Below are 20,711 nucleotides of genomic sequence, written 5' to 3'. Positions count from 1 at the left end.
CATGTCATCCCGCCCCACGGCGCACCGGGCCCGCAAGCGCTTCGGTCAGAACTTCTTGCGTGATCCCGGCGTCATCTCGCGCATCGTGCGTTCCATCGGGGCGCGCCCCGGCGACCGTATGGTCGAGATCGGCCCTGGCCAGGGGGCGCTGACCGAACCACTGCTCGATGCCACCGACGGTGATCTCGAGGTCATCGAGCTGGACCGGGACCTGATTCCGGGGCTGCGGGTGCAATTCTTCAATCACCCGAACTTCGTCATCCACGAAGGCGATGCGCTCAAGATGGACTTCGTTGCGCTACGCGGCGAGGGCCAGCCACTCAGGGTCGTCGGCAACCTTCCCTACAACATCTCGACCCCGCTGATCTCGCACCTGCTCAGGGCCGGCGACGCCATCCAGGACATGCACTTCATGCTGCAGAAGGAGGTGGTGGATCGTCTTGCGGCGCCACCGGGCGGAGGTGATCGTGGGCGGCTGTCGGTGCTGGCGCAGTACTTCTGCGACGTCGATTCGCTGTTCGTGGTACCGCCGGAGGCCTTCGTGCCGCGTCCCAAGGTGGACTCGGCCATCGTCAGGCTGACCCCGCGTGAGCGACCCCAGGGGCGGGCCAAGGACGAGACGTTGCTGTTCGACGTGGTGCGCGAGGCCTTCGGTCAGCGGCGCAAGACGCTGCGCAACAATCTTAAGGGACGCATCGACGGTGACGCCCTCGAGGCCCTCGGTATCGATCCGAGCCGGCGGCCCCAGACGCTGGAGGTGGAAGAGTTCGTGTCCATCGCCAACGCCTTGAGTGCAGAGGAGAATCCGTCATGAGCGAGATGCCTGACGTAAGGGTCGATGTGGAGCCCGCCTATCGTGAAGATGAATCTTCGCCGATGGAGAACCGCTTCGTATTCAGCTACACGGTGACGGTGCACAATCATTCGCCGGGGAATATTCAGTTGATGGCGCGTTTCTGGAAGATCACCCAGACCAGCGGGCAGGTCCAGGAGGTTCGCGGCAAGGGGGTGGTCGGCAAGCAGCCGATGATAGGCCCCGGTCAGACCTTCCAGTACACCAGTCGTGCCATTCTCGACGGGCCGGTAGGGTTCATGGAAGGGGCCTACACCTGCGTGGACACCGCCAGCCAGCGTCCCTTCGAGGTGCCGATCACGGTGTTTCGCCTGGCCACACCCAACCAGATTCACTGATCTGGCGAATCGAACGCCCTTCAAGAGCCCCGAGATCCTATGAAACGCTACGCTATCGGTGACCTTCAAGGCTGTCACGAGGAATTCATCGCCCTGCTCGAGGCGCTCGACTTCGATCCACGTCGGGATCAGTTGTGGCTGGCCGGAGATCTGGTCAACCGCGGGCCGGGGTCGCTGGCCTGCCTGCGCGAAGTGATGGCGCTGGGGGAGGCGGCCAGGGTGGTGCTAGGCAACCACGACCTGCATTTGCTGGCGGTGGCGCGAGGTGGCGCCGCGACCAAGCGCAAGGACACCATCGACGATATTCTAGAGGCCGAGGATCGCGAGACCCTGCTCGACTGGCTCCAGGCCAGGCCGCTGCTGGTGCGCGATGGCAATACCCTGATGACCCACGCCGGCCTGCCGCCCCAGTGGGGGCTGGATCAGGCCGAGTCGCTGGCCGGTGAGGTCGAGTGGATGCTGACCGGCGAGCGTGCCGGCGATTTTCTCACGCGCATGTACGGCAATCGTCCGCGCCGCTTCAAGCCGCACCAGGAAGGGGTCGACCGCCTGCGGGCCATCGTCAACACCCTGACCCGTATGCGCTTCATCGACGCCGAGGGGCGCCTGGATTTCGACGCCAAGGAAGGCCTGGACAGTGCGCCGGATGGCTTCGCTCCCTGGTTTCAGTACCCTCGCCAGGATGATCCCTGGCTGCTGTTCGGCCACTGGGCCGCGCTCAACGGCGAGGCCATCGGCAGTCGGGTTCGCGCCGAGGCGCTGGATACCGGCTGCGTCTGGGGCGGCAGTCTGACCGCGCTGGACCTGGACAGCGGCGAGCGCATCAGCGTGCCCAGTCGGCAGTTTGCGTAACGCCGCAGGCCACTCGCCGAGACCCGCTTCCCCGTGCCCGACCCTTCCCTTTATCAAGGAGTCCATATGACGTCCGCCGCCTTCGAACATCTGGATATCGAGCGCCTGAGCCAGTGGCTCGATGAGCAAGGCGAGCTGTGTCTCGTCGATATTCGCGATCCCGGCAGCTACGCCCAGGGCCACATTCCCGGCAGCCGCCATCTGGACAACCACAGCGTAGGGCCGTTGGTCGAACAGACGCCGAAGGATAGACCCCTGGTAGTGGTGTGCTATCACGGCCATTCCAGCCAGCAGGCGGCAAGCTGGCTCAGCGCCCAGGGCTTCGAGCGCGTCTACAGCCTCGATGGTGGCTTTACCGAGTGGCAGCATCGCCTGCCCGAACGGGTGAGCCGGACGGCGTCATGACCCAGGAACGCGAGCAGCGTCAGGGCGACGAGCCTTGTGCGGGGCTGGAGGTCTATCGGGTGGGTGGCGCGGTACGCGACGCGCTGCTTGGCTGGCCGGTGAAGGACACCGACTGGGTGGTGGTCGGTGCCACCCCCGAGGCCATGCGCCAGCGTGGTTTTCGCCCGGTGGGGCGCGACTTTCCGGTATTTCTGCACCCCGAGACCCACGAAGAGTACGCCCTGGCGCGGACCGAGCGAAAGTCCGGTCACGGCTATACCGGCTTTGTGGTGCACGCCAGCCCCGAGGTGACCCTGGAGGAAGACCTGGCCCGCCGCGATCTGACCATCAACGCCATGGCCGAGTCACTCGACGGCGCGCTGGTGGATCCCTTCGATGGCCGTCGAGACCTCGATGATCGACTGCTGCGCCACGTCAGCCCGGCCTTCGTCGAGGATCCCTTGAGGGTGCTGCGTACCGCCCGCTTTCTGGCCCGTTATGCAGGTCTTGGCTTTCGCATCGCCGAACCGACCCAGGCGCTGATGCGCCAACTGGCCGACAGCGGTGAGCTCGACCATCTGGTGGCCGAGCGGGTCTGGGTGGAGACCGAGAAAGCGCTCGGCGAGCCCGAGCCGCGGCATTACTTCGATGCCCTGGCCGCCTGCGGTGCACTTGAGCGGCTGATGCCGGCGCTGAACGAGGCGGGCGGTGATGCCCTGGAGCGTGCGCTTGTGCGGATGACGAGATTGCCAGAGGCGTTGTCCGGTTCGCCCTGTTGGCGCTGGGGGCGACTGGTGGAGGCACTGAGTGCGCCCGCACGCAAGGCCCTGGAGGAGCGCCTCAAGCTACCCAACGACTATCGTGACGCAGGGCATCAGTTAGCGTCGACCCGACAGCTGGCGTCGTCGCTTGCTCAGGACGGTGATCGCTCGGCGCCGTTGATCGCCATGGACTGGCTCGATGGCATCGACGCCTGGCGCCGCGGTGAGCGGGTGGCGCCGCTGCTGGCGGTGCTGGCACTTAGGCGTCCCGGGGACGCCGAACGGTTGGCGCTGGGCTATCGTACGGCGCTGGCGCTCTCGCCCAGAGACCTGCTCGATGAGGGCTTCAAGGGTGCGGCGCTGGGTCAGGAGCTACGACACAGGCGGCTTGCCGTCCTGGAAGACGCCTGGCGCTAGCGGGCTTGCGGGGCTACTGCTCGAGAGTCCCCTCGAGTGCTGCGCGTGAAGGCAGCGCCCGATCCCCCCAGTGGAACTCGATGGGCCACAACGGCTGGTCGTCCGCGTCGAAGGCCTGCCAGATCTCCTGATAGCAGCGCCCGTCGAGGGGGTGGCGGTGCTCCGGCAGCAGCTCGGCCATGGGCCAGAGCACGAAGGCGTGGTGCAGGATTTCGCCTCGCGGCAGGCTGACGCCGTCGATGTCGCCTACCTGCTCGCCGACGGTGAGGATGTCCACGTCGAGGGTGCGAGGGCTGAACTTGGGGCTGTCCTTGCGTCGACCATTGGCGGCCTCGAGACGTTTGCACCAGGCCTGCAGTTCGCCAACGGACCAGTCGCTGTAGAGGGCGACCACCAGGTTGTAGAAGTTGCGACCGTCTTCGAAGCCGACCGGCTTGCTTTCGTAGACCCGCGAGATGGCAAGCTCGCCAAAGGTCTCCGACAGGGCGTCCAGGCAGACGCGAATATGCTGGTCGCGCTCGATATTGCTGCCAAGACTCAGGGTTACCAGCGCCATCAGTGGCCCCCGGGGCGCTGACCGCGCTCGATGCTGACGCCTACGGCGCGGGCGTTGGCCACCGCCCCGGGCTTGCGGAGGGTCATCTTCAGCCAGGGCACGCCGAACTCCTCCTGCAATAGTTCCGCCAGCCGCTCGGCGAAGGTTTCCACCAACTCGAAGCTGTGTTCTTCGGCGAAGACCCCGATGCGACGGCTGATGGCGTCATAGTCGAGGGTCTGGCTCAGGTCATCGTCTTGCGCTGCAGCGCGGATGTCGGTGGCCAGCACCAGGTCCAGCGTCAGGCGCTGGGTGATGCTGCGCTCCCAGTCATAGACGCCGATGACGGTATCCAGTTCAAGGCCTTCGATCAGTACCTGATCCATCGGTGATCCCCGGTGATTGTCCTCCCGGCCGCTAAGCAAGAACCGGGAAAAGCAGGTGTGACAAGGCGCCCGATTGTACTTGAGCCGCCCCCCGGGAAACAGGCCGCGGGTGACTCGCGAGTGCTCGTACTGGCAAACTACGACGGAATGCCCTTGAGTGTGGCATCTTTCGCCAGCACCGGTTGCGTCGGGTCAGGAGTCGCCATGGGTTCATCGTTGGAAGTGATACTGCCCTTGACCGCTCTTGCCTACCTGAGCGGCACCTGGCTGGGCGCCATCAGCGTCTGCCGCTGGGCCGGGCGCCCGGATCCGCGGCTCAGCGGCTCCTGCAATCCCGGCTTCTCCAATGTGCTTCGCCAGCACGGCGTGCCGCTGGCGCTGGCGACGCTGGCGATCGACGCCCTGAAAAGCTGGCCGGTGCTGCTGCTCGGCCTGTGGCTCGAACTGCCGCCCTGGGGGCTAGGCCTGGTGGGGCTCGGTGTGCTGCTGGGCCACTGCTACCCGGCGTGGTATCGCTTCCGTGGTGGCAAGGCGGTGGCCAGCGCCTTCGGCGTGATGCTGTTGTTGACCCCTGGGGTAGCCCTGGTCAGCGCCGTGATCTGGGCGCTGCTTGCCTGGTGGGCGCACACCGCGGCGGTGGCCTCATTGACCAGCGCCACCCTGGCCCCGCTGCTGAGCCTGTGGCTGGCGCCGGACTTTGTCTGGGTAGTGCTGGTGTTCGCCGGTCTTGTGGTGGCCCGCCACGCCATCAATATCGGCCGGTTGCGCCAGGGCAAGGAGCCCCACCTGTAAAGCGACCGGCTCGATGGGGCAGGCTGGGCTCCTGGGCGTATAGAGAGCGCAATCATGGCCCTTTCTTCTTGCTAGTCGACTACGGCGCGCTGAGTTGATCCATCGGCCAGCGCGGCACCGCCTTCATCTGACCCACGGTATCCTTTTCTCCTGCGATCAAACGCTGGGCTCCCGCATAAGCGATCATGGCGCCGTTGTCGGTGCAGAAGCGGCCGCGAGGGTAGTAGGCGCGAGCCCCCTGTTTTCGCGTCGCTTCTTCCAGCTTGGCGCGCAGGCGCACATTGGCACTGACACCGCCGGCCACCACCAGGCGGGTGAGCCCGGTCTGCTTGAGGGCCCGACGGCACTTGATCGCCAGGGTGTCGGCGACGGCCTCCTCGAAGGCTCTGGCGACGTCGGCGCGGGCCTGGTCGTCGAGCTGGCCAGCCTGTTCTAACTGACGAATGGCGGTCAGGGTGTGGGTCTTGAGCCCCGAAAAGCTGAAGTCGAGACCCGGGCGATCGGTCATCGGCCGGGGGAAGCGGAAGCGGCCCGGGTCGCCGCCCTCGGCCAGGGCAGCTACCCGCGGGCCGCCGGGGTAATCGAGGTCCAGCATCTTGGCAGCCTTGTCGAAGGCTTCACCGGCGGCATCGTCCACCGATTCGCCCAGCAGTTGATAGCACCCGATGCCGTCAACCTGGACCAGCTGGGTGTGGCCGCCCGAGACCAGCAATGCCACGAAGGGAAAGGCCGGAGGCTCGTCCTCGAGCATGGGAGCGAGCAGGTGTCCTTCCATATGGTGAACGCCGAGCACCGGAATGCCGAGTGCGCGGGCCATGCCGTGGGCGGTGCTGGCGCCGACCATCAGCGCGCCGACCAGCCCGGGGCCTGCCGTGTAGGCGATGGCGTCCAGCTGGGTGCGTTCGAGCTGTGCTCCAGAGAGCACCTGGTCGATCAACGGCAGCAGGCGCCGGGTATGGTCGCGAGAGGCGAGTTCCGGCACCACACCGCCGTAGTCCGCGTGCATCGCCACCTGGCTATGCAACGCATCGGCCAGCAAGCCGCGGTCGGTGTCGTAAATGGCGACGCCGGTCTCGTCGCAGGAGGTTTCGATGCCTAGTACGCGCATGGATCGGGCTCGGGAAACGGTGAAAGGGGGGAGTATTCTACGCCGATTTGGCTTCCGCTGCATAAGCGACGGGCTCCCTTTCGGCGGCCGCGGCGCGCCTTGTGGCAGGCAAGCAGCGCTGGCGGCGGGTACAGATTGAAGGGTGAGCGAGACGAAAGCATTTGCAAGAAAGCGGGATGGTCACTAAAATACTGTCCGCTGCAAGACTGGGTCGTGCATCCAGGGCTCGCTTCCCCCGTCTCTGTTCCGTTTCAGGTCATGCCCGCAGGGTTCCTGCGCTGAGCTGTTGTCAGCTCAAGGGTTGGCCGGACAAGGAGTGGTGCGGGGTATTGGCCTTGAAGGTGTGCGTACAAACCGAACTCAAGTTACCCAAGGTAGGTGAGTGCTTAATGCCTTCTGTCAAAGTACGTGATAACGAGCCGTTTGACGTCGCTCTGCGTCGCTTCAAGCGTTCCTGTGAAAAAGCCGGCGTTCTGTCCGAGGTTCGTCGTCGTGAGCAGTACGAGAAGCCGACTGCCGAGCGCAAGCGCAAGGCTGCTGCCGCTGTCAAGCGTCACGCCAAGAAGCTCCAGCGCGAGCGCAAGCGTTTCGAACGGCTCTATTGATCCGTACTTGAGTCGAGCGCGGTCCGCCGCCCTCGGTTCAGGAGGACGCCAAGCGGCCGCCATTGAGGTGGCCGCTTGTTTTTCTGACGTTTGTCGCCGACTCCCGCTTCGCTTCTCTTGCTCCTGCTAGTGCATTGTCTAGCGCGTTTCAGTCTAGACTAGCGCGCTTCAGTCGAGAGAGCTCCTGTCGAGCAGAATATGGCCGGTCAGATTCCCCAGCGTTTCATCGATGATCTCCTTGCCCGCGTCGACGTGGTCGAAGTGGTGGGAGAGCGCGTCAAGCTGAAAAAGGCCGGGCGCAACCATTCCGGTCTGTGCCCCTTCCACCAGGAAAAGAGCCCGTCTTTCACGGTCAGTGCGGACAAGCAGTTCTATCACTGCTTCGGCTGCGGCGCCCACGGCAACGCCCTGCGCTTTCTGATGGAGTACGACAAGCTGCGGTTTCCCGAAGCGGTGGAGCAGCTGGCCTCGCGGATGGGAATGGAAGTGCCGAGGGAAGGGGCGGACGACCCTCGCGCCCAGGCCCGCGAGAAGAAGCGCAAGGAAGGCGTCAACCTGCTGGAAATGTCGGCCAGCTATTTTCGCGAGCGGCTCAAGATGCCGGAAGGCAAGGCGGCGCGCGAATACCTCGAGGGCCGAGGGCTGTCCGATGAGGTGCGCGAGACCTTCGGCATCGGTTACGCGCCGGCCCAGTGGGAGGCGCTGAAGCGACACCTGGGCAGCCAGGGCGTCGATGAGTCGGTGCAGATCGAGTACGGCCTGCTGGTGCATCACGAGGACAGTGGCCGCAGCTACGACCGCTTCCGCGACCGGGTCGTCTTTCCGATCCGCGATATTCGTGGCAGGACGCTTGGCTTCGGCGGCCGAGTGATGGGCGACGCCAAGCCCAAGTACCTGAACTCGCCCGAGACGCCGGTGTTCCACAAGGGGCGCGAGCTCTACGGCCTCTATGAGGCACGTCAGGCCAATCATCGCCTGGAACGCCTGCTGATCGTCGAGGGCTACATGGACGTGGTGGCGCTGGCCCAGTTCGGCATTCGCAACGCGGTGGCGACGCTTGGCACCGCCACCACCGCCGATCACCTGCGTCGGCTGTTCCGTCTGGTCAGCGAAGTAGTGTTCTGCTTCGACGGCGACAAGGCGGGACGTCAGGCGGCAGCGCGGGCGCTGGAAACGGTGCTGCCGGAGATGATCGATGGTCGCCAGGCACGCTTCCTGTTCCTGCCGGAGGGAGAGGATCCCGACTCCCTGGTGCGCAAGGAGGGAACCGAGGCCTTCGAGGATCGGGTGACGTGCGCAAGCCCTCTGTCGGAGTTTCTGTTCGAGCACGCCGCCCAGGGGCGCGATCTGGCCCAGCTTGAATCGCGAGAGCGCTACGCCAGTCAGGTGCTGGCAGCGATCGAGAAGCTGCCCCAGGGGGTACTCAAGTCGCTGATGCTGACCGAGCTCTCACGTCGCACCGGGGTCGAGCAGTCGCGCTTCGAGGCGCTGCTGGCGCCGGCGCCCGAGGACAACGACGTCGCGCCGGTCGATGAGTTTTTCGAACCCGTTGTCGAGGACGGCGAGCCGGCTCCACGGCCGCGCCGTTCCGGGGGCGCCCTTGGCCTGATGGCGCGAACCCTGCAATTGCTGGTTCACGAGCCCAGGCTGGTGGAGCGCTTGCCCGAATCGCTGGACTGGTGCGGGGGGCAGGATGAGGACGCCCGGTTGTGCCGGGAGGTCATTACCTTGCTTCGTGCTGGCGGCTATTCAAGCGCTCAGGTGCTGCTGATGCACTTCCACGGTAGCGAGGACGGTGAGCGGCTGGCGGCGCTGGCGCGACGGGAGTTGTTGATCCCGGTGGCAGCCAGGGCGGCGGAGCTCGATGGTCTGGTGAGCTATTTTCAGAGAGCCAGTCAGACCCCGTCCCGGCAGGAAGAGATCGACGCCTTGCTGAGGCGGCAACAGTCCGGCGAGCGGTTGTCGAGTGAAGAACGCGGGCGCTTGATGGAGTTGCTGGCGGCGGGGCGCTAGGTCGCTTGCGGCAGGGCGCGAGCGCTGTCACGACGGCAGGTTCGGCTACCACCAATGGTAAGAACCTGTGAGCGATCGACGACAAATATGAGGTATGGATGCGGGTAGGGTTGAATTTTGTCCTACCATCACCATCTAAGGGATACGGCGCTGACAAGTGGCGCAACCAGATAAACTAACACACCTGAGACATCGCGCAAACACTCCAGACTGGCAGAAGTGGCCCCAAAACCGCTATACTGTCCGGCTTACCGAGTTTCTCCACCTTAGCGCTTCAGGTGCTTCATTCTTCTTCGTCGAGATAGGGTTTCTATGGCTGGAAATGCGCAGCAGCAGTCACGTCTGAAGGAGTTGATCGCGCGCGGCAAGGAACAGGGCTTCCTGACCTATGCCGAGGTCAACGACCACCTTCCCGAAGATATCGCCGACCCCGACCAGGTGGAAGATATCATCGGCATGATCAATGACATGGGTATTAACGTCGTCGAGGAAGCTCCCGACGAAGATACCCTGATGATGTCGGATCACTCAACCGATGAATCCGCGGCTGAAGAGGCAGTGGCGGCCCTGGCCGCGGTGGAAAGCGATGTCGGTCGCACCACGGACCCGGTGCGCATGTACATGCGCGAGATGGGCACCGTCGAGCTGTTGACTCGTGAAGGCGAGATCGAGATCGCCAAGCGCATCGAAGAAGGCACCCGTGAAGTCATGTCGGCGCTGGCCTATGTGCCGGGTGCCGTCGAGTCGATCCTCGATGCCTACGATGCCACCCAGGACGAGGAAGCGCCGGGACGTCTCTCTGACCTGTTTTCCGGCTTCATCGACCCCGACGAAGGCATCCCCGGCGTGGCCGAGGCCGAAGTGCCCGAGGTGGACGAGCAGGCTGCCAGCGACGACGACGAAGACGGCGAGGAAGAAGAGGACGACTCCGGTGGTGGCCCGGATCCGGAAGAGGCCCGTGCGCGTTTCGGGCAGATTCGCGAGCAGAGTCAGGCCGCCAACGCCGCCATCGAGACCCACGGTCGTCAGTCCCGTGAGGCTCAGGAAGAGCTGGCACGTCTGGCCGAGCTGTTCTCTCCGATCAAGCTGGTGCCCAAGCACTTCGAACGTCTGGTCGGACAGGTCCGCATCAGCGTCGAGCAGGTGCGTGCCCAGGAAAAGACGGTGATGCAGCTCCTGGTGAAGCAGGCCAAGGTGCCGCGCAAGGCCTTTATCAAGGCCTTCCCGAGCAACGAGTCCCGGCTCGGCTGGCTCGACGACTTCATGGCCGACAACGCCCGCTACGCCGATCGTCTCGCTCCGCTCAAGGCTGACGTTCAGCGTGCCCAGCGCAAGATCGCCTTCGAGGAGGAGATGATCCAGCTGCCGGTGAGCGAGGTGAAGGAGGTCAATCGTCGCCTGTCCATCGGTGAGGCCAAGGCTCGCCGTGCCAAGAAGGAGATGGTCGAGGCCAACCTGCGTCTGGTCATCTCCATCGCCAAGAAGTACACCAATCGCGGCCTGCAGTTCCTCGACCTGATCCAGGAAGGCAACATCGGCCTGATGAAGGCGGTGGACAAGTTCGAATATCGTCGCGGCTACAAGTTCTCGACCTACGCCACCTGGTGGATTCGTCAGGCGATCACGCGTTCCATCGCCGACCAGGCGCGCACCATCCGTATTCCGGTGCACATGATCGAGACCATCAACAAGCTCAACCGCGTTTCGCGGCAGATGCTGCAGGAGATGGGGCGCGAGCCGACGCCTGAAGAACTGGGCGAACGTCTCGAGATGCCGGAAGACAAGGTGCGCAAGGTGCTCAAGATCGCCAAGGAGCCGATCTCCATGGAGACGCCGATCGGTGACGACGACGATTCGCACCTGGGTGACTTCATCGAAGACTCCACCATGGTGCTGCCGATCGACTCGGCCACCGGCGAGGGCCTCGTCGAAGCCACGCGCAACGTGCTCGGTGGCCTGACCGCCCGCGAAGCCAAGGTGCTGCGGATGCGCTTCGGTATCGACATGAACACCGACCACACCCTCGAGGAGGTCGGCAAGCAGTTTGACGTGACCCGCGAGCGTATCCGTCAGATCGAGGCCAAGGCGCTGCGCAAGTTGCGCCATCCGACCCGCTCCGAACCGCTGCGCTCCTTCCTCGACGAGTAACGCCTGTCTCGACCGAGCAGGGCTTGCGTCGACAGCGAAGCAGTAGGGTGAGCACAGGACGCCCGTGGCGAAAGCCACGGGTGTTTTTTCATGTCATCGAATCAGGGTGAAGCGCTGCCGCACGCGAGCGTTTCCGGCGAGCGAAGGCTGAAAACGACAACGCCCGCGGTGATGGCCGCGGGCGTTGTCGTGTCACGACGCTGTGGTGGTCACGAGCTATTGGCTTCTGGCCTGGCGCCGGCGGATCCACAGCACCAGTTCGACCATGGCGAACATCAGCAGGGTATAGCCGAACAGTTCCGTGACCTCTTCGGCGGCGTCCTTGAATACCCTGACGTAGCGTTCGGCGAGCAGGGCCTCCCACATCTCGCTGCGGCCGTAGAGCCGCGAGAAGGCAAAGGTGCAGAGGAAGCCTGCTGCAAACAGGCCGAAGGCGAAGCTTTCGACGAACTCCTCGAACTCGCGTACGAAGGCGTGACGCTGGCGAAGCACGCAATAGAGAATGGGCAGCAGCAGCAGGGTCACCAGGGTCTGCCAGGCGCCGTCGAAGACGTAGGCGTCGAGAAAGGCGTCCTGCTCGCGAATCAGGGCGGCGCCGAGCAGGCCGAACATCAATAGCGTCACCCGTGGCAGACCGTCCAGCACCTGGCGGGCGTAGATCAGCAACAGGCAGCTGATCAGCAGCCACAGCGTCTGCATGCTCTCGGTAAAACCGACTTCGCTGAAGCGAATCTTTTCGGGCAGGCCGGTCTCCCACAGCACGCCCTGCATCATCGCGCCGATGATCAGGATATAGAGCAAGGCTCTGGCGCAGGTCGCGCGAAAGCTGATGGTAGGCGTGATGGAAGGGGGGGTATTGAGCATCCCTCTCAATCTCCAGAAAAGGGGTGTATCTGGAAGTGATTATACCCGTCGAGCCGGGGGAGTGTCTGGGAATCCCGAAGGATTCTTCGCCAGTCTTCGCCATATGCTTATACAGCATAGGCAAGGCGCAAGACAGGTGCCCGATGACCTGGCCTGGGCCGCTCGTCCAGGCACGGGGGTTAGTGGTTTGTGCTGCGGCTGGCCTCCTCCACCAGCCAGTCGTGCACGGCCTTGACCCGGCGATCGTCGGTGGCGCCTGCCGCGTGGACGATGCCGTACTGCTTGCCACTGTCGACGCGGGCACGGAAGGGGGCGATCAGGGCGCCGCTCTTCAACTCGCTGGTGATCAGTGTTTCCCGGGCGATCGCCACGCCCATGCCGGCGATGGCGGCCTCCATGGTGAGGTGATTGCGGTTGAAGGTGTAGCCACGCTCCAGATTGATCGAAGGGGCGCCGATGGCGGACAGGTAGTGGCGCCACTCGCCATACTCCTGGCTGCCGCGCCAGGCGGTGATGTCATGCAGCAGCGGGTACCAGGCCAGGTCTTCGGGACGTCTGAGTGGTGGGCGGCCCTTCAGCAGGCCGGGTGAACAGACCGGGAAGATGCGTTCCTGCATCAGCGGGGTGATGGCAAGTCCCGGATAGTGGCCGTCGTTGAGGTCGAGCGCGAGGTCAAAGTCGCCGTCACGCAACGAGATGTTGCTGTCCTCGGCGGTGATATGCAGTTCGATATCGGGAAACCTGGCCTGCAGACGCGGCAGGCGGGGCATCAGCCACTTGTTGAGGAAGGAGGGCACCGAGCGCAGGCGGATGACCCCGCTCATTACCCCGCTGCGCAGGCGACTCACCTCGAGTCCCACCGCCTGGTAGGCGTCGTCCACCACGGCGGCCAGGCGCTTGCCTTCTTCGGTCAGTTCCAGGCGACGGGGCAGGCGTCGGAACAGCTTGAAGCCCAGCCGGTCCTCCAGTTGCTTGATCTGCTGGCTGACGGCGCCGGTGGTGACGTGCAGTTCCTCCGCCGCTCGGGTGAAGGACAGGTGGCGGGCGCTGACGGCGAACCCCTTCAGCCAGGCGTGGGTCTGGGCGTTGAGCAGTCGACTCATTGCGATGTGTTCCGACAAGAGGTCATGGTCTGGCCGTGGTATGGCGGTGGTTTAGGTATGGTTTAGCTGAGCTATAGTGAAGGCAAGATATTCTGCCTTGTCCATCGAAGCGATGGCAGCCAGCATAACGATATCCCGGAGGAACGACAGCCCTCGCTTTAGCGAAATTGACCTCGCAGGTCTCGGACCTCCGCCCCTCATGCCCCACACTTCGCGTCATTCGTACAAGAGGCAGCGCCATGGCTATCAGCGTATTCGACCTGTTCAAGATCGGGATCGGGCCGTCCAGCTCCCACACCGTGGGGCCGATGAAGGCCGCCTACGACTTCGTCGAGGCGCTGCGGTCGCAGGACCTGCTGGAGCGCGTCGCGGGGATCGAGATTCACCTCTACGGTTCGCTGTCGGCCACCGGCAAGGGCCACGCCACCGATCGCGCCTGCGTGATGGGACTGATGGGTGAGCGTCCAGACCGCATCGATCCGGCCGTTGTTGGCCCCTGCATCGAAGAGCTGCTCGAGAGCCAGACCCTGTTGCTCGGTGGTCAGGTGGCGGTGCCTTTCCTGTGGGCCAGAGACCTGCAATGGCACGAGGAGAGCCTGCCCTATCACCCCAACGCCATGACGCTGGTGGCCAAGGGGCACAGCGAGGAGGTCAAGCGCGAGACCTACTACTCGGTCGGAGGTGGCTTCGTCATCGACGAGGCCCAGGCCGGGGACGGAGCGCTGGATTCCGACACCACCCCCTTGCCTTACGACTTCAACAGCGGCGCGGAACTGATGGCGCTGTGTCGTCTGCATGGCATGAGCATCAGCGAGCTGATGCTGGAAAACGAGAAGGCCTGGCGCAGCGAAGCCGAGGTGCGCTCCGGTCTGTGGGATATCTGGCAAGCCATGCAGGCCTGCGTCAACCGTGGTGTCGAGGGGGAAGGGGTGTTGCCTGGCGGGCTCAACGTCAAGCGTCGCGCCGCGTCACTGTATCGCCGTCTCGAGGCGATGGGCGATGACGCGGGGCTGATCGCCACGACGTTTTCGGCGATGGACTGGGTCAACGTCTACGCCCTGGCGGTCAACGAGGAAAATGCCGCCGGTGGGCGCATGGTCACCGCGCCCACCAATGGCGCCGCGGGGATCATTCCCGCCGTGCTGCACTACTACATGAAGTTTCAGCCCGGTGCCTGTGAGAAGGACGTGGTCAACTTCCTGCTGACCGCCGGCGCCGTCGGCATCCTGTGCAAGAAGAATGCCTCCATCTCCGGCGCCGAGGTGGGCTGTCAGGGTGAGGTGGGATCGGCCTGCGCCATGGCCGCGGCCGGACTCGCCGAAGTCATGGGGGCCAGCGTTCCCCAGGTCGAGAACGCCGCCGAGATTGGCCTCGAACACAACCTGGGGCTGACCTGCGATCCGGTCGGAGGCCTGGTCCAGGTGCCCTGCATCGAGCGCAATGCGATTGCCTCGGTCAAGGCCATCAACGCCGCCCTGATGGCCTGTCGCGGTGATGGTGAGCACTTCATCTCGCTGGACAAGGCCATCCGCACCATGCGCGACACCGGCGCCGACATGCAGGAGAAGTACAAGGAAACCTCCAAGGGGGGACTCGCCGTCAACGCCATCGAGTGCTGAGCAGGACGCGGGCGCTGGTCGTGGTGGTTGACCAGTCGCTCGACGAGGACCGAACCATTGGAGCCTCTTCTTTCAGGCCCCCGTCGCGCCAGCGCGACGGGGGCCTTGTGCTTTTCAGGGGGAAAACCTCGCGGGGCCAAGGTGTTGCCGGTTTGTCGTAAGCAACCTATTGAAATGCGGAGAATACATCTTTGGTCTTGTTCAACGCTTGGCCAATTGCGTCGGGCCTTTGACTCTTCTAGCTTACGTAAACGTAAAGTAGAGCGTCGCCATCGCGGCATCGAACAACCATAACAACCTCAAGCCAGGGACCCCGGTCCCGCAGAGGACGCCACATGACCCAGCAGTACGTGCTAGAGACCCGTGGCCTGACCAAGTCGTTTCGTGGCTTCACCGCCGTGGACGGCGTGGATCTCAAGATCACGGAAGGGCATATCCACGCCCTGATTGGCCCCAACGGCGCCGGCAAGACCACGGTCTTCAATCTGCTCACCAAGTTTCTTCCGCCGACCCGCGGCGAGATCCTCTATCGCGGCAAGCCGATCACCCGCATGCGGGCCAACGAGATCGCGCGGCTGGGGCTGGTGCGTTCGTTCCAGATATCCGCCGTGTTCGCCCACATGACCGCGCTCGAGAACGTGCGTGTGGCCCTGCAGCGCAATCTCGGCACCTCCTTCCATTTCTGGAAGTCAGAGCGCTCGCTGGAGCCACTCAACCAGCGTGCCATGGAACTGCTCGAGCAGGTGGGACTGGCCGACGTCGCCGATGTCCTCACCGTGGAGTTGCCCTACGGACGCAAGCGTGCGCTGGAGGTGGCCACCACCCTGGCGCTGGAGCCCACCGTGATGCTGCTCGACGAGCCCACCCAGGGCATGGGAGCCGAGGACGTCGACCGTATCGTCGAGCTGATTCGGCGGGTTTCTGCCGGGCGTACCGTGTTGATGGTCGAGCACAATCTGAGCGTCGTCAGTCGTCTTTGTGATCGCATCACCGTGCTGGCCCGGGGCTCGGTACTGGCCGAAGGCGACTATGCCAGCGTCTCGGCCGATCCGGCGGTGCGTGAAGCCTACATGGGCAGTGAAGCCAGCGTCGGTGAGGAGGCCAGCGCATGAACCAGACTCTCGACAGGCCAACTGCTTCACCGGCGGTCGGCGCCCATGGCGACGAGGCGCTCAGTCTAGCGGACGTCAACGCCTTCTACGGCGAGTCGCATATCCTGCATGGCGTGGAGCTGCGCGTGAAGCGGGGAGAGCTGGTGACCCTGCTGGGGCGCAACGGTGCCGGACGCAGCACCACCCTGAAGACCATCATGAACATGGTCGGTTCGCGCAGTGGCTCGATCAAGATCAACGGCCAGGAGACCCTGGCCATGAAGCCTCATCACATCCCGCGTCTGGGGGTCGGCTACTGCCCCGAGGAGCGTGGCATCTTCGCCAGTCTCGACGTCGAGGAGAACCTGCTGCTGCCGCCCACCGTGCGCTCGGGCGGAATGAGCCTGGATGACATCTACGCCATGTTCCCCAACCTCTACGAGCGGCGTCGCAGTCAGGGGACGCGGCTGTCCGGCGGCGAGCAGCAAATGCTGGCGATGGCCCGCATCCTGCGTACCGGGGCCGAGATCCTGCTGCTCGACGAGATCACCGAGGGGCTGGCACCGGTCATCAACCAGAAGCTCGCCGAGGTGCTGATTACCCTCAAGTCTCGGGGCATGACCATCGTGCTGGTGGAGCAGAACTTCCGCTTCGCCGCGCCCCTGGCCGATCGCCACTTCGTGATGGAACACGGTCGCATCATCGAGACCATCGAGGCGCGTGATCTGGACGCTCGTCGTGAGCACCTCAACAGCCTGCTCGGGGTCTAGTGTCCATGGCCGCTGTCTTCCAGCCCTTAGATAAGCTTTGCATCGACCACAAGATGTCCGGCAGTAGCCGTTCAACAACCACTTGCTAAACAATAACCTATTCAACAACAACAAGGGCCGCTGGCCCCAGGAGCCTCCCATGACCAAGGTACACGCTTCCTCCCCCCGTCTTGCCCGCCGCCACCTGGCCCTGGCGGTCGCCGCCGCCACCGGCCTGGGCCTGGCATCGTCGGCCATGGCGCAGGACGCCATCAGCGATGGCGAGGTGCGTATCGGCTATCTGGCCGACATGTCCGGCACCTACCGTGACCTGGCCGGCCCCGGCGGCCTCGAAGCGCTGAAGATGGCGGTAGAGGACTTCGGCGGCGAAGTCGCCGGTGCCCCCATCGAGGTGTTCAGCGCCGACGATCGCAACAGCGCCGACGTGGGCGCCAACACCGTGCGCGGCTGGGTCGACCAGCAGAACGTCGACCTGGTGGCCGGCATGGTCGCCTCCTCGGTGTCCATCGCCGTGACCAAGGTGCTGGAGGAGGCCGGTGGTCTGGCCATCATTTCCGGCTCGGCGGCCTCGAGCATCACCAACGAACACTGCACCCCGAACCATATTCACTACGTCTATGACACCTATCCGCTGGCCAACGGTACCGCCAAGGCGGTGGTCGAGCAGGGCGGCGACAGCTGGTTCATGCTCACCGCCGACTACGCCTTCGGTCATGCCCTCGAGAGCGACGTGGAAAAGGTGGTCACCGACAACGGTGGCACGATCATCGATCGCGTTCGCCATCCGTTCCCGACCAGCGACTTCTCCTCCTACATCCTTCAGGCCCAGGGCTCCGGCGCCAAGATCGTCGGTCTGGCCAACGCCGGCTCCGACACCGTCAACGCGATCAAGACGGCCAGCCAGTTTGGCCTGACCCAGAGTGGCCAGCAGCTGGCCGGCCTGCTGATCTTCCTCAACGACGTCCATGCCATGGGCCTGGAGACGACTCAGGGCCTGTTGTTGACCACCGGCTGGTACTGGGACATGGATGACGAGTCCCGCGAGTGGGCCGAGCGCTACTTCGAGCGGGTGGGCAAGATGCCGACCATGGTTCAGGCCGGCATCTACTCCAGCACCACCCAGTACCTGAAGGCGCTGGAAGACGCCGGCACCGACGATCCTGCCACCGTCAGGGCCAAGCTGGGCGAGGCGCCGATCAACGACTTCTTCGCTCGCAATGGCCAGATTCGCGAGGATGGTCGCATGGTGCATGACATGTACCTGGCCGAGGTGAAGGCTCCCGCCGACTCCGAGGGCGAGTGGGACCTTTACGAGATCCAGGCCACGATCCCGGCCGAAGAGGCCTACCGTCCGCTGTCCGAGAGTTCCTGCAAGCTCGTCAACTGAGCCGCCCGCGCTCGATCTACGCCGGGGTCACCAGGGTGGTGCCCCGGCCTGATGCTCAAGGGAAATCATCATGACCATGATATTCGGCGTACCGCTGGCGGTGTTCATGGGCCAGCTGATGCTGGGGCTGATCAACGGCGCCTTCTATGCGCTGCTCAGCCTGGGGCTGGCGGTCATCTTCGGTCTGCTGAAGATCGTCAATTTCGCCCACGGCGCCCAGTACATGCTGGGTGCCTTTGCTGCACTGCTCGGGGCTCAGTACCTGGGCATCAACTACTGGCTGGCGCTGTTGCTGGTGCCGCTGGTGGTCGGCGCCTTCGGTGCTCTGCTCGAGCGTCTGGTGCTGCGGCGCATCGCCCACCTGGATCACCTCTATGGGCTGCTGCTGACCTTCGGCCTGGCGCTGATCTTCGAGGGTAGCCTGATCAACCTGTTCGGCGTGTCCGGGGCCAGCTACCCGATTCCCGAGGCGTTGAGCGGCGGCATCAAGCTGCCCTTCATGTTCCTGCCGACCTATCGCGGCTGGGTGCTGGTGGCGGCCCTGGTGGTATGCCTGGGCACCTGGTTCATCATCGAGCGAACCCGGCTTGGCGCCTACCTGCGGGCGGGCACCGAGAACCCCGCCTTGATGCAGGCCTTCGGCGTCAACGTGCCGCTGCTGGTCACCCTGACCTACGGCTTCGGGGTGGCCCTGGCGGCCTTCGCCGGGGTACTCGCCGCGCCCTTGTACCCGGTGTCACCGACCATGGGCTCGAGTCTGTTGATCGTGGTCTTCGCGGTGGTGGTGATCGGCGGCATGGGCTCGATCCTCGGTGCCATCCTGACCGGTCTTGCCATGGGGCTGATCGAGGGGCTGACCAAGGTGTACTACCCGGAGGCAGCCAACACCGTGATCTTCCTGGTGATGATCATGGTGCTGATGCTGAGGCCCGCCGGGCTGTTTGGAAAGGAGGCCTGAGATGTCCACAACCACTACTTCGCCGACGCCGACTCAGACCCGGGCCCGCGCCGCGCGCCGACGCCAGGGCATGCTGATGATCGTGTTGCTGGCCATCGCCCTGGTCGCGCCGCTGTTTGCCTACCCGGTGTTCCTGATGAAGGTGCTGTGCTTCGCGCTGTTCGCCTGTGCCTTCAACCTGCTGCTGGGCTTCGCCGGACTGCTGTCCTTCGGCCATGCCGCCTTTCTTGCCACCGGGGGCTACGTCACCGGCTTTCTGCTGTCGAGCTATCCGGGCCTGACGCCGGAACTCGGGATCGTCGTCGGCACCCTGGCGGCGGTGATCCTCGGCACCCTGTTCGGGGCGCTGGCGATCCGCCGTCAGGGCATCTACTTCGCCATGGTGACCCTGGCGCTGGCCCAGATGATGTTCTTCTTCTACATCCAGGCGCCCTTCACCGGGGGCGAGGATGGCCTGCACGGTGTGCCGCGGGGCAAGCTGCTGGGGCTGATCGACCTGTCCGACAACCTGGCGATGTACTACGTGGTGCTGGCGATCTTCGTGATCGGCTTCGCCATCATCCAGCGCACCGTGCACTCGCCCTTCGGTCAGGTGCTCAAGGCCATCCGCGAGAACGAGCCACGGGCGGTGTCACTGGGCTACAACGTCGACGCCTACAAGCTGGTGGCGTTCGTCATCTCGGCGGGACTTGCTGGCCTTGCCGGCGCGACCAAGACGGTGGTGTTCCAGCTTGCCTCGCTCACCGATGCCCACTGGCACATGTCCGGCGAGGTCATCCTGATGACCCTGGTCGGTGGTGTCGGCACCCTGTTCGGCCCGCTGGTCGGCGCTGGCCTGGTGGTCAGCCTGCAGACTCAGTTGGCGCAGTCGCCGCTGGGCAACTGGGTCAGCGTCATCCTGGGGTCCATCTTTGTGCTCTGCGTCCTGAGCTTTCGCAGCGGTATCGTTGGCGAGATCCAGAACATGGTGCGCAAGAACTTCAAGTAGTCATCCCTCCTTCGGTGTCCTTGACGCAATGCCCGGCCTTCTGGTCGGGCATTGTTGTTACCGGTATGTCTGCAGTACTGCGGCCTTCCTGCTCTGGTCTCCCCGCACGGGTCTTGCCTGACCTGTAATACCTGACGTTGGTGTCTTCCCGGTTCATTTCCCTTCCGTGGTGGATGGGTGTGCGCGTTTATTCGGCAAGCTCCGGTGGATAAGTGACCAAATTTTGCCATGTGAATTTCTGGCGATATTGGCACAGAGTTTGTTGTGGTGTTTTTTGTAGGATTTTGCCGTCTAACTATGGCCGGTCCTGCAAACAAATGGGTTTTTGCATAAGGTGACTTTAAGGCTGAACTTTGGTGATTTGTTTAAGCTATTGAAAAAAATAAATTTGTTCGAGTTTTTGCAGTATTTGATTTACTGCGGATGTTGGTTTTATCCCCTTATTTTTCAAACATAAGTACTTGTTGATAGGATATTTCTTACAAATTATTGGTCGTATGCGTACACCAAAAAGGTTTTATTTGGTGCGCCGCATCATTGGAGAGATGGTAGGATTCCTGACATTGGCGACATAATACTTACATAAGCGCTAATGTGATTATTGGTGAAGCTTGGTGTTAAACCACTTTGCTGTTTCATCATTGTATTGGTGGCTGGCAGTCAAACCATGATGGATGTCAGCTTTGCTCAAATTTTCGTGTGTTGATATGCCAAGGACCGAGGCGGAATTTTCGGGACA

The 20,711-nt window shown here is 63.7% G+C and carries 20 protein-coding genes; 15 read left to right on the top strand and 5 right to left on the bottom strand.

What is annotated here, in order from left to right; genetic code table 11:
• The first annotated feature begins 1 nt into the window (after position 1).
• The 5 genes from rsmA to NH448_RS08675 all read left to right on the top strand — a co-directional run bounded on the left by rsmA (position 2) and on the right by NH448_RS08675 (position 3,605).
• Positions 2–814, top strand: a complete 813-nt coding sequence (gene rsmA, locus NH448_RS08695) for a 16S rRNA (adenine(1518)-N(6)/adenine(1519)-N(6))-dimethyltransferase RsmA (protein ID WP_045991850.1) — start codon at positions 2–4, stop codon at positions 812–814.
• The gene (gene apaG / locus NH448_RS08690; RefSeq protein ID WP_045991851.1) at positions 811–1,191 is read left to right on the top strand and encodes a Co2+/Mg2+ efflux protein ApaG; all 381 of its coding nucleotides are present in this window, start codon (positions 811–813) and stop codon (positions 1,189–1,191) included. The genes rsmA and apaG overlap by 4 nt, the downstream gene beginning before the upstream one ends.
• 39 nt (positions 1,192–1,230) lie before the next feature.
• Positions 1,231–2,043, top strand: a complete 813-nt coding sequence (locus NH448_RS08685) for a symmetrical bis(5'-nucleosyl)-tetraphosphatase (protein ID WP_045991852.1) — start codon at positions 1,231–1,233, stop codon at positions 2,041–2,043.
• A gap of 66 nt (positions 2,044–2,109) precedes the next feature.
• Positions 2,110–2,448 (top strand): thiosulfate sulfurtransferase GlpE, encoded by a 339-nt coding sequence (gene glpE / locus NH448_RS08680; RefSeq protein ID WP_045991853.1) that lies wholly within the window; start codon positions 2,110–2,112, stop codon positions 2,446–2,448.
• Positions 2,445–3,605 carry a polynucleotide adenylyltransferase gene (locus NH448_RS08675; protein WP_045991854.1) on the top strand — a complete coding sequence of 387 codons (1,161 nt, stop codon included), beginning with the start codon at positions 2,445–2,447 and terminating at the stop codon, positions 3,603–3,605. The genes glpE and NH448_RS08675 overlap by 4 nt, the downstream gene beginning before the upstream one ends.
• A 13-nt stretch (positions 3,606–3,618) precedes the next feature.
• On the opposite strand, the gene folK is transcribed toward NH448_RS08675, so the two are convergent.
• Positions 3,619–4,161: a 2-amino-4-hydroxy-6-hydroxymethyldihydropteridine diphosphokinase gene (gene folK, locus NH448_RS08670; RefSeq protein ID WP_045991855.1), complete on the bottom strand. Its 543-nt coding sequence runs from the start codon at positions 4,159–4,161 to the stop codon at positions 3,619–3,621.
• Positions 4,161–4,526, bottom strand: a complete 366-nt coding sequence (folB, locus tag NH448_RS08665) for a dihydroneopterin aldolase (protein ID WP_045991856.1) — start codon at positions 4,524–4,526, stop codon at positions 4,161–4,163. The genes folK and folB overlap by 1 nt, the downstream gene beginning before the upstream one ends.
• 204 nt (positions 4,527–4,730) lie before the next feature.
• Between folB and NH448_RS08660 the strand changes: the two genes are divergently transcribed.
• Positions 4,731–5,318, top strand: coding sequence for a glycerol-3-phosphate acyltransferase (locus NH448_RS08660; protein ID WP_045991857.1), 588 nt, complete (start codon positions 4,731–4,733; stop codon positions 5,316–5,318).
• A 79-nt stretch (positions 5,319–5,397) separates the two neighbouring features.
• Here NH448_RS08660 and tsaD read toward each other — a convergent pair whose 3' ends face one another.
• The gene (tsaD, locus tag NH448_RS08655; protein WP_045991858.1) at positions 5,398–6,426 is read right to left on the bottom strand and encodes a tRNA (adenosine(37)-N6)-threonylcarbamoyltransferase complex transferase subunit TsaD; all 1,029 of its coding nucleotides are present in this window, start codon (positions 6,424–6,426) and stop codon (positions 5,398–5,400) included.
• 389 nt (positions 6,427–6,815) lie between these two features.
• On the opposite strand from tsaD, the gene rpsU reads away from it, so the two are divergent.
• The 3 genes from rpsU to rpoD all read left to right on the top strand — a co-directional run bounded on the left by rpsU (position 6,816) and on the right by rpoD (position 11,192).
• Positions 6,816–7,031 carry a 30S ribosomal protein S21 gene (gene rpsU, locus NH448_RS08650; RefSeq protein ID WP_013333229.1) on the top strand — a complete coding sequence of 72 codons (216 nt, stop codon included), beginning with the start codon at positions 6,816–6,818 and terminating at the stop codon, positions 7,029–7,031.
• Between the two features lie 198 nt (positions 7,032–7,229).
• Positions 7,230–9,044: a DNA primase gene (dnaG, locus tag NH448_RS08645; RefSeq protein WP_045991859.1), complete on the top strand. Its 1,815-nt coding sequence runs from the start codon at positions 7,230–7,232 to the stop codon at positions 9,042–9,044.
• A 312-nt stretch (positions 9,045–9,356) separates the two neighbouring features.
• Positions 9,357–11,192, top strand: a complete 1,836-nt coding sequence (gene rpoD / locus NH448_RS08640) for an RNA polymerase sigma factor RpoD (protein WP_045991860.1) — start codon at positions 9,357–9,359, stop codon at positions 11,190–11,192.
• Between the two features lie 216 nt (positions 11,193–11,408).
• Here rpoD and NH448_RS08635 read toward each other — a convergent pair whose 3' ends face one another.
• Together NH448_RS08635 and NH448_RS08630 are read right to left on the bottom strand one after the other, a co-directional pair.
• Positions 11,409–12,056, bottom strand: a complete 648-nt coding sequence (locus NH448_RS08635) for a hypothetical protein (RefSeq protein ID WP_045991861.1) — start codon at positions 12,054–12,056, stop codon at positions 11,409–11,411.
• A 179-nt stretch (positions 12,057–12,235) separates the two neighbouring features.
• On the bottom strand, positions 12,236–13,159 hold the full coding sequence (locus NH448_RS08630; protein WP_108448077.1) for a LysR substrate-binding domain-containing protein: 924 nt from the start codon (positions 13,157–13,159) through the stop codon (positions 12,236–12,238).
• A gap of 239 nt (positions 13,160–13,398) precedes the next feature.
• Between NH448_RS08630 and NH448_RS08625 the strand changes: the two genes are divergently transcribed.
• The 6 genes from NH448_RS08625 to NH448_RS08600 all read left to right on the top strand — a co-directional run bounded on the left by NH448_RS08625 (position 13,399) and on the right by NH448_RS08600 (position 19,972).
• The gene (locus tag NH448_RS08625; RefSeq protein WP_045991863.1) at positions 13,399–14,778 is read left to right on the top strand and encodes an L-serine ammonia-lyase; all 1,380 of its coding nucleotides are present in this window, start codon (positions 13,399–13,401) and stop codon (positions 14,776–14,778) included.
• A gap of 335 nt (positions 14,779–15,113) precedes the next feature.
• Positions 15,114–15,890, top strand: a complete 777-nt coding sequence (locus NH448_RS08620; protein WP_045991864.1) for an ABC transporter ATP-binding protein — start codon at positions 15,114–15,116, stop codon at positions 15,888–15,890.
• Positions 15,887–16,639: an ABC transporter ATP-binding protein gene (locus NH448_RS08615; RefSeq protein WP_045991865.1), complete on the top strand. Its 753-nt coding sequence runs from the start codon at positions 15,887–15,889 to the stop codon at positions 16,637–16,639. Before NH448_RS08620 ends, NH448_RS08615 begins: the two co-directional genes overlap by 4 nt.
• Positions 16,640–16,778: 139 nt before the next feature.
• Complete coding sequence (locus NH448_RS08610; protein ID WP_045991866.1) at positions 16,779–18,026, top strand: ABC transporter substrate-binding protein; 1,248 nt, start codon at positions 16,779–16,781, stop codon at positions 18,024–18,026.
• Positions 18,027–18,096: 70 nt separating this feature from the next.
• Positions 18,097–18,984, top strand: coding sequence for a branched-chain amino acid ABC transporter permease (locus NH448_RS08605; protein ID WP_045991867.1), 888 nt, complete (start codon positions 18,097–18,099; stop codon positions 18,982–18,984).
• A 1-nt stretch (position 18,985) separates the two neighbouring features.
• Positions 18,986–19,972, top strand: a complete 987-nt coding sequence (locus tag NH448_RS08600) for a branched-chain amino acid ABC transporter permease (protein ID WP_045991868.1) — start codon at positions 18,986–18,988, stop codon at positions 19,970–19,972.
• Positions 19,973–20,711 lie beyond the last annotated feature (739 nt).

It is taken from the genome of Halomonas sp. OfavH-34-E, from assembly GCF_024124525.1.
Classification (GTDB): Bacteria; Pseudomonadota; Gammaproteobacteria; order Pseudomonadales; family Halomonadaceae; genus Halomonas; species Halomonas litopenaei.
Note: the sequence above shows the minus strand (reverse complement) of the source record. Positions and strands in the feature narration are given on the sequence as shown.

Coding starts and splice junctions, on each gene's coding strand:
- rsmA (WP_045991850.1), top strand. CDS start 2: ATGTCATCCCGCCCCACGGCGCACCGGGCCCGCAAGCGCTTCGGTCAG.
- apaG (WP_045991851.1), top strand. CDS start 811: ATGAGCGAGATGCCTGACGTAAGGGTCGATGTGGAGCCCGCCTATCGT.
- NH448_RS08685 (WP_045991852.1), top strand. CDS start 1,231: ATGAAACGCTACGCTATCGGTGACCTTCAAGGCTGTCACGAGGAATTC.
- glpE (WP_045991853.1), top strand. CDS start 2,110: ATGACGTCCGCCGCCTTCGAACATCTGGATATCGAGCGCCTGAGCCAG.
- NH448_RS08675 (WP_045991854.1), top strand. CDS start 2,445: ATGACCCAGGAACGCGAGCAGCGTCAGGGCGACGAGCCTTGTGCGGGG.
- folK (WP_045991855.1), bottom strand. CDS start 4,161: ATGGCGCTGGTAACCCTGAGTCTTGGCAGCAATATCGAGCGCGACCAG.
- folB (WP_045991856.1), bottom strand. CDS start 4,526: ATGGATCAGGTACTGATCGAAGGCCTTGAACTGGATACCGTCATCGGC.
- NH448_RS08660 (WP_045991857.1), top strand. CDS start 4,731: ATGGGTTCATCGTTGGAAGTGATACTGCCCTTGACCGCTCTTGCCTAC.
- tsaD (WP_045991858.1), bottom strand. CDS start 6,426: ATGCGCGTACTAGGCATCGAAACCTCCTGCGACGAGACCGGCGTCGCC.
- rpsU (WP_013333229.1), top strand. CDS start 6,816: ATGCCTTCTGTCAAAGTACGTGATAACGAGCCGTTTGACGTCGCTCTG.
- dnaG (WP_045991859.1), top strand. CDS start 7,230: ATGGCCGGTCAGATTCCCCAGCGTTTCATCGATGATCTCCTTGCCCGC.
- rpoD (WP_045991860.1), top strand. CDS start 9,357: ATGGCTGGAAATGCGCAGCAGCAGTCACGTCTGAAGGAGTTGATCGCG.
- NH448_RS08635 (WP_045991861.1), bottom strand. CDS start 12,056: ATGCTCAATACCCCCCCTTCCATCACGCCTACCATCAGCTTTCGCGCG.
- NH448_RS08630 (WP_108448077.1), bottom strand. CDS start 13,159: ATGAGTCGACTGCTCAACGCCCAGACCCACGCCTGGCTGAAGGGGTTC.
- NH448_RS08625 (WP_045991863.1), top strand. CDS start 13,399: ATGGCTATCAGCGTATTCGACCTGTTCAAGATCGGGATCGGGCCGTCC.
- NH448_RS08620 (WP_045991864.1), top strand. CDS start 15,114: ATGACCCAGCAGTACGTGCTAGAGACCCGTGGCCTGACCAAGTCGTTT.
- NH448_RS08615 (WP_045991865.1), top strand. CDS start 15,887: ATGAACCAGACTCTCGACAGGCCAACTGCTTCACCGGCGGTCGGCGCC.
- NH448_RS08610 (WP_045991866.1), top strand. CDS start 16,779: ATGACCAAGGTACACGCTTCCTCCCCCCGTCTTGCCCGCCGCCACCTG.
- NH448_RS08605 (WP_045991867.1), top strand. CDS start 18,097: ATGACCATGATATTCGGCGTACCGCTGGCGGTGTTCATGGGCCAGCTG.
- NH448_RS08600 (WP_045991868.1), top strand. CDS start 18,986: ATGTCCACAACCACTACTTCGCCGACGCCGACTCAGACCCGGGCCCGC.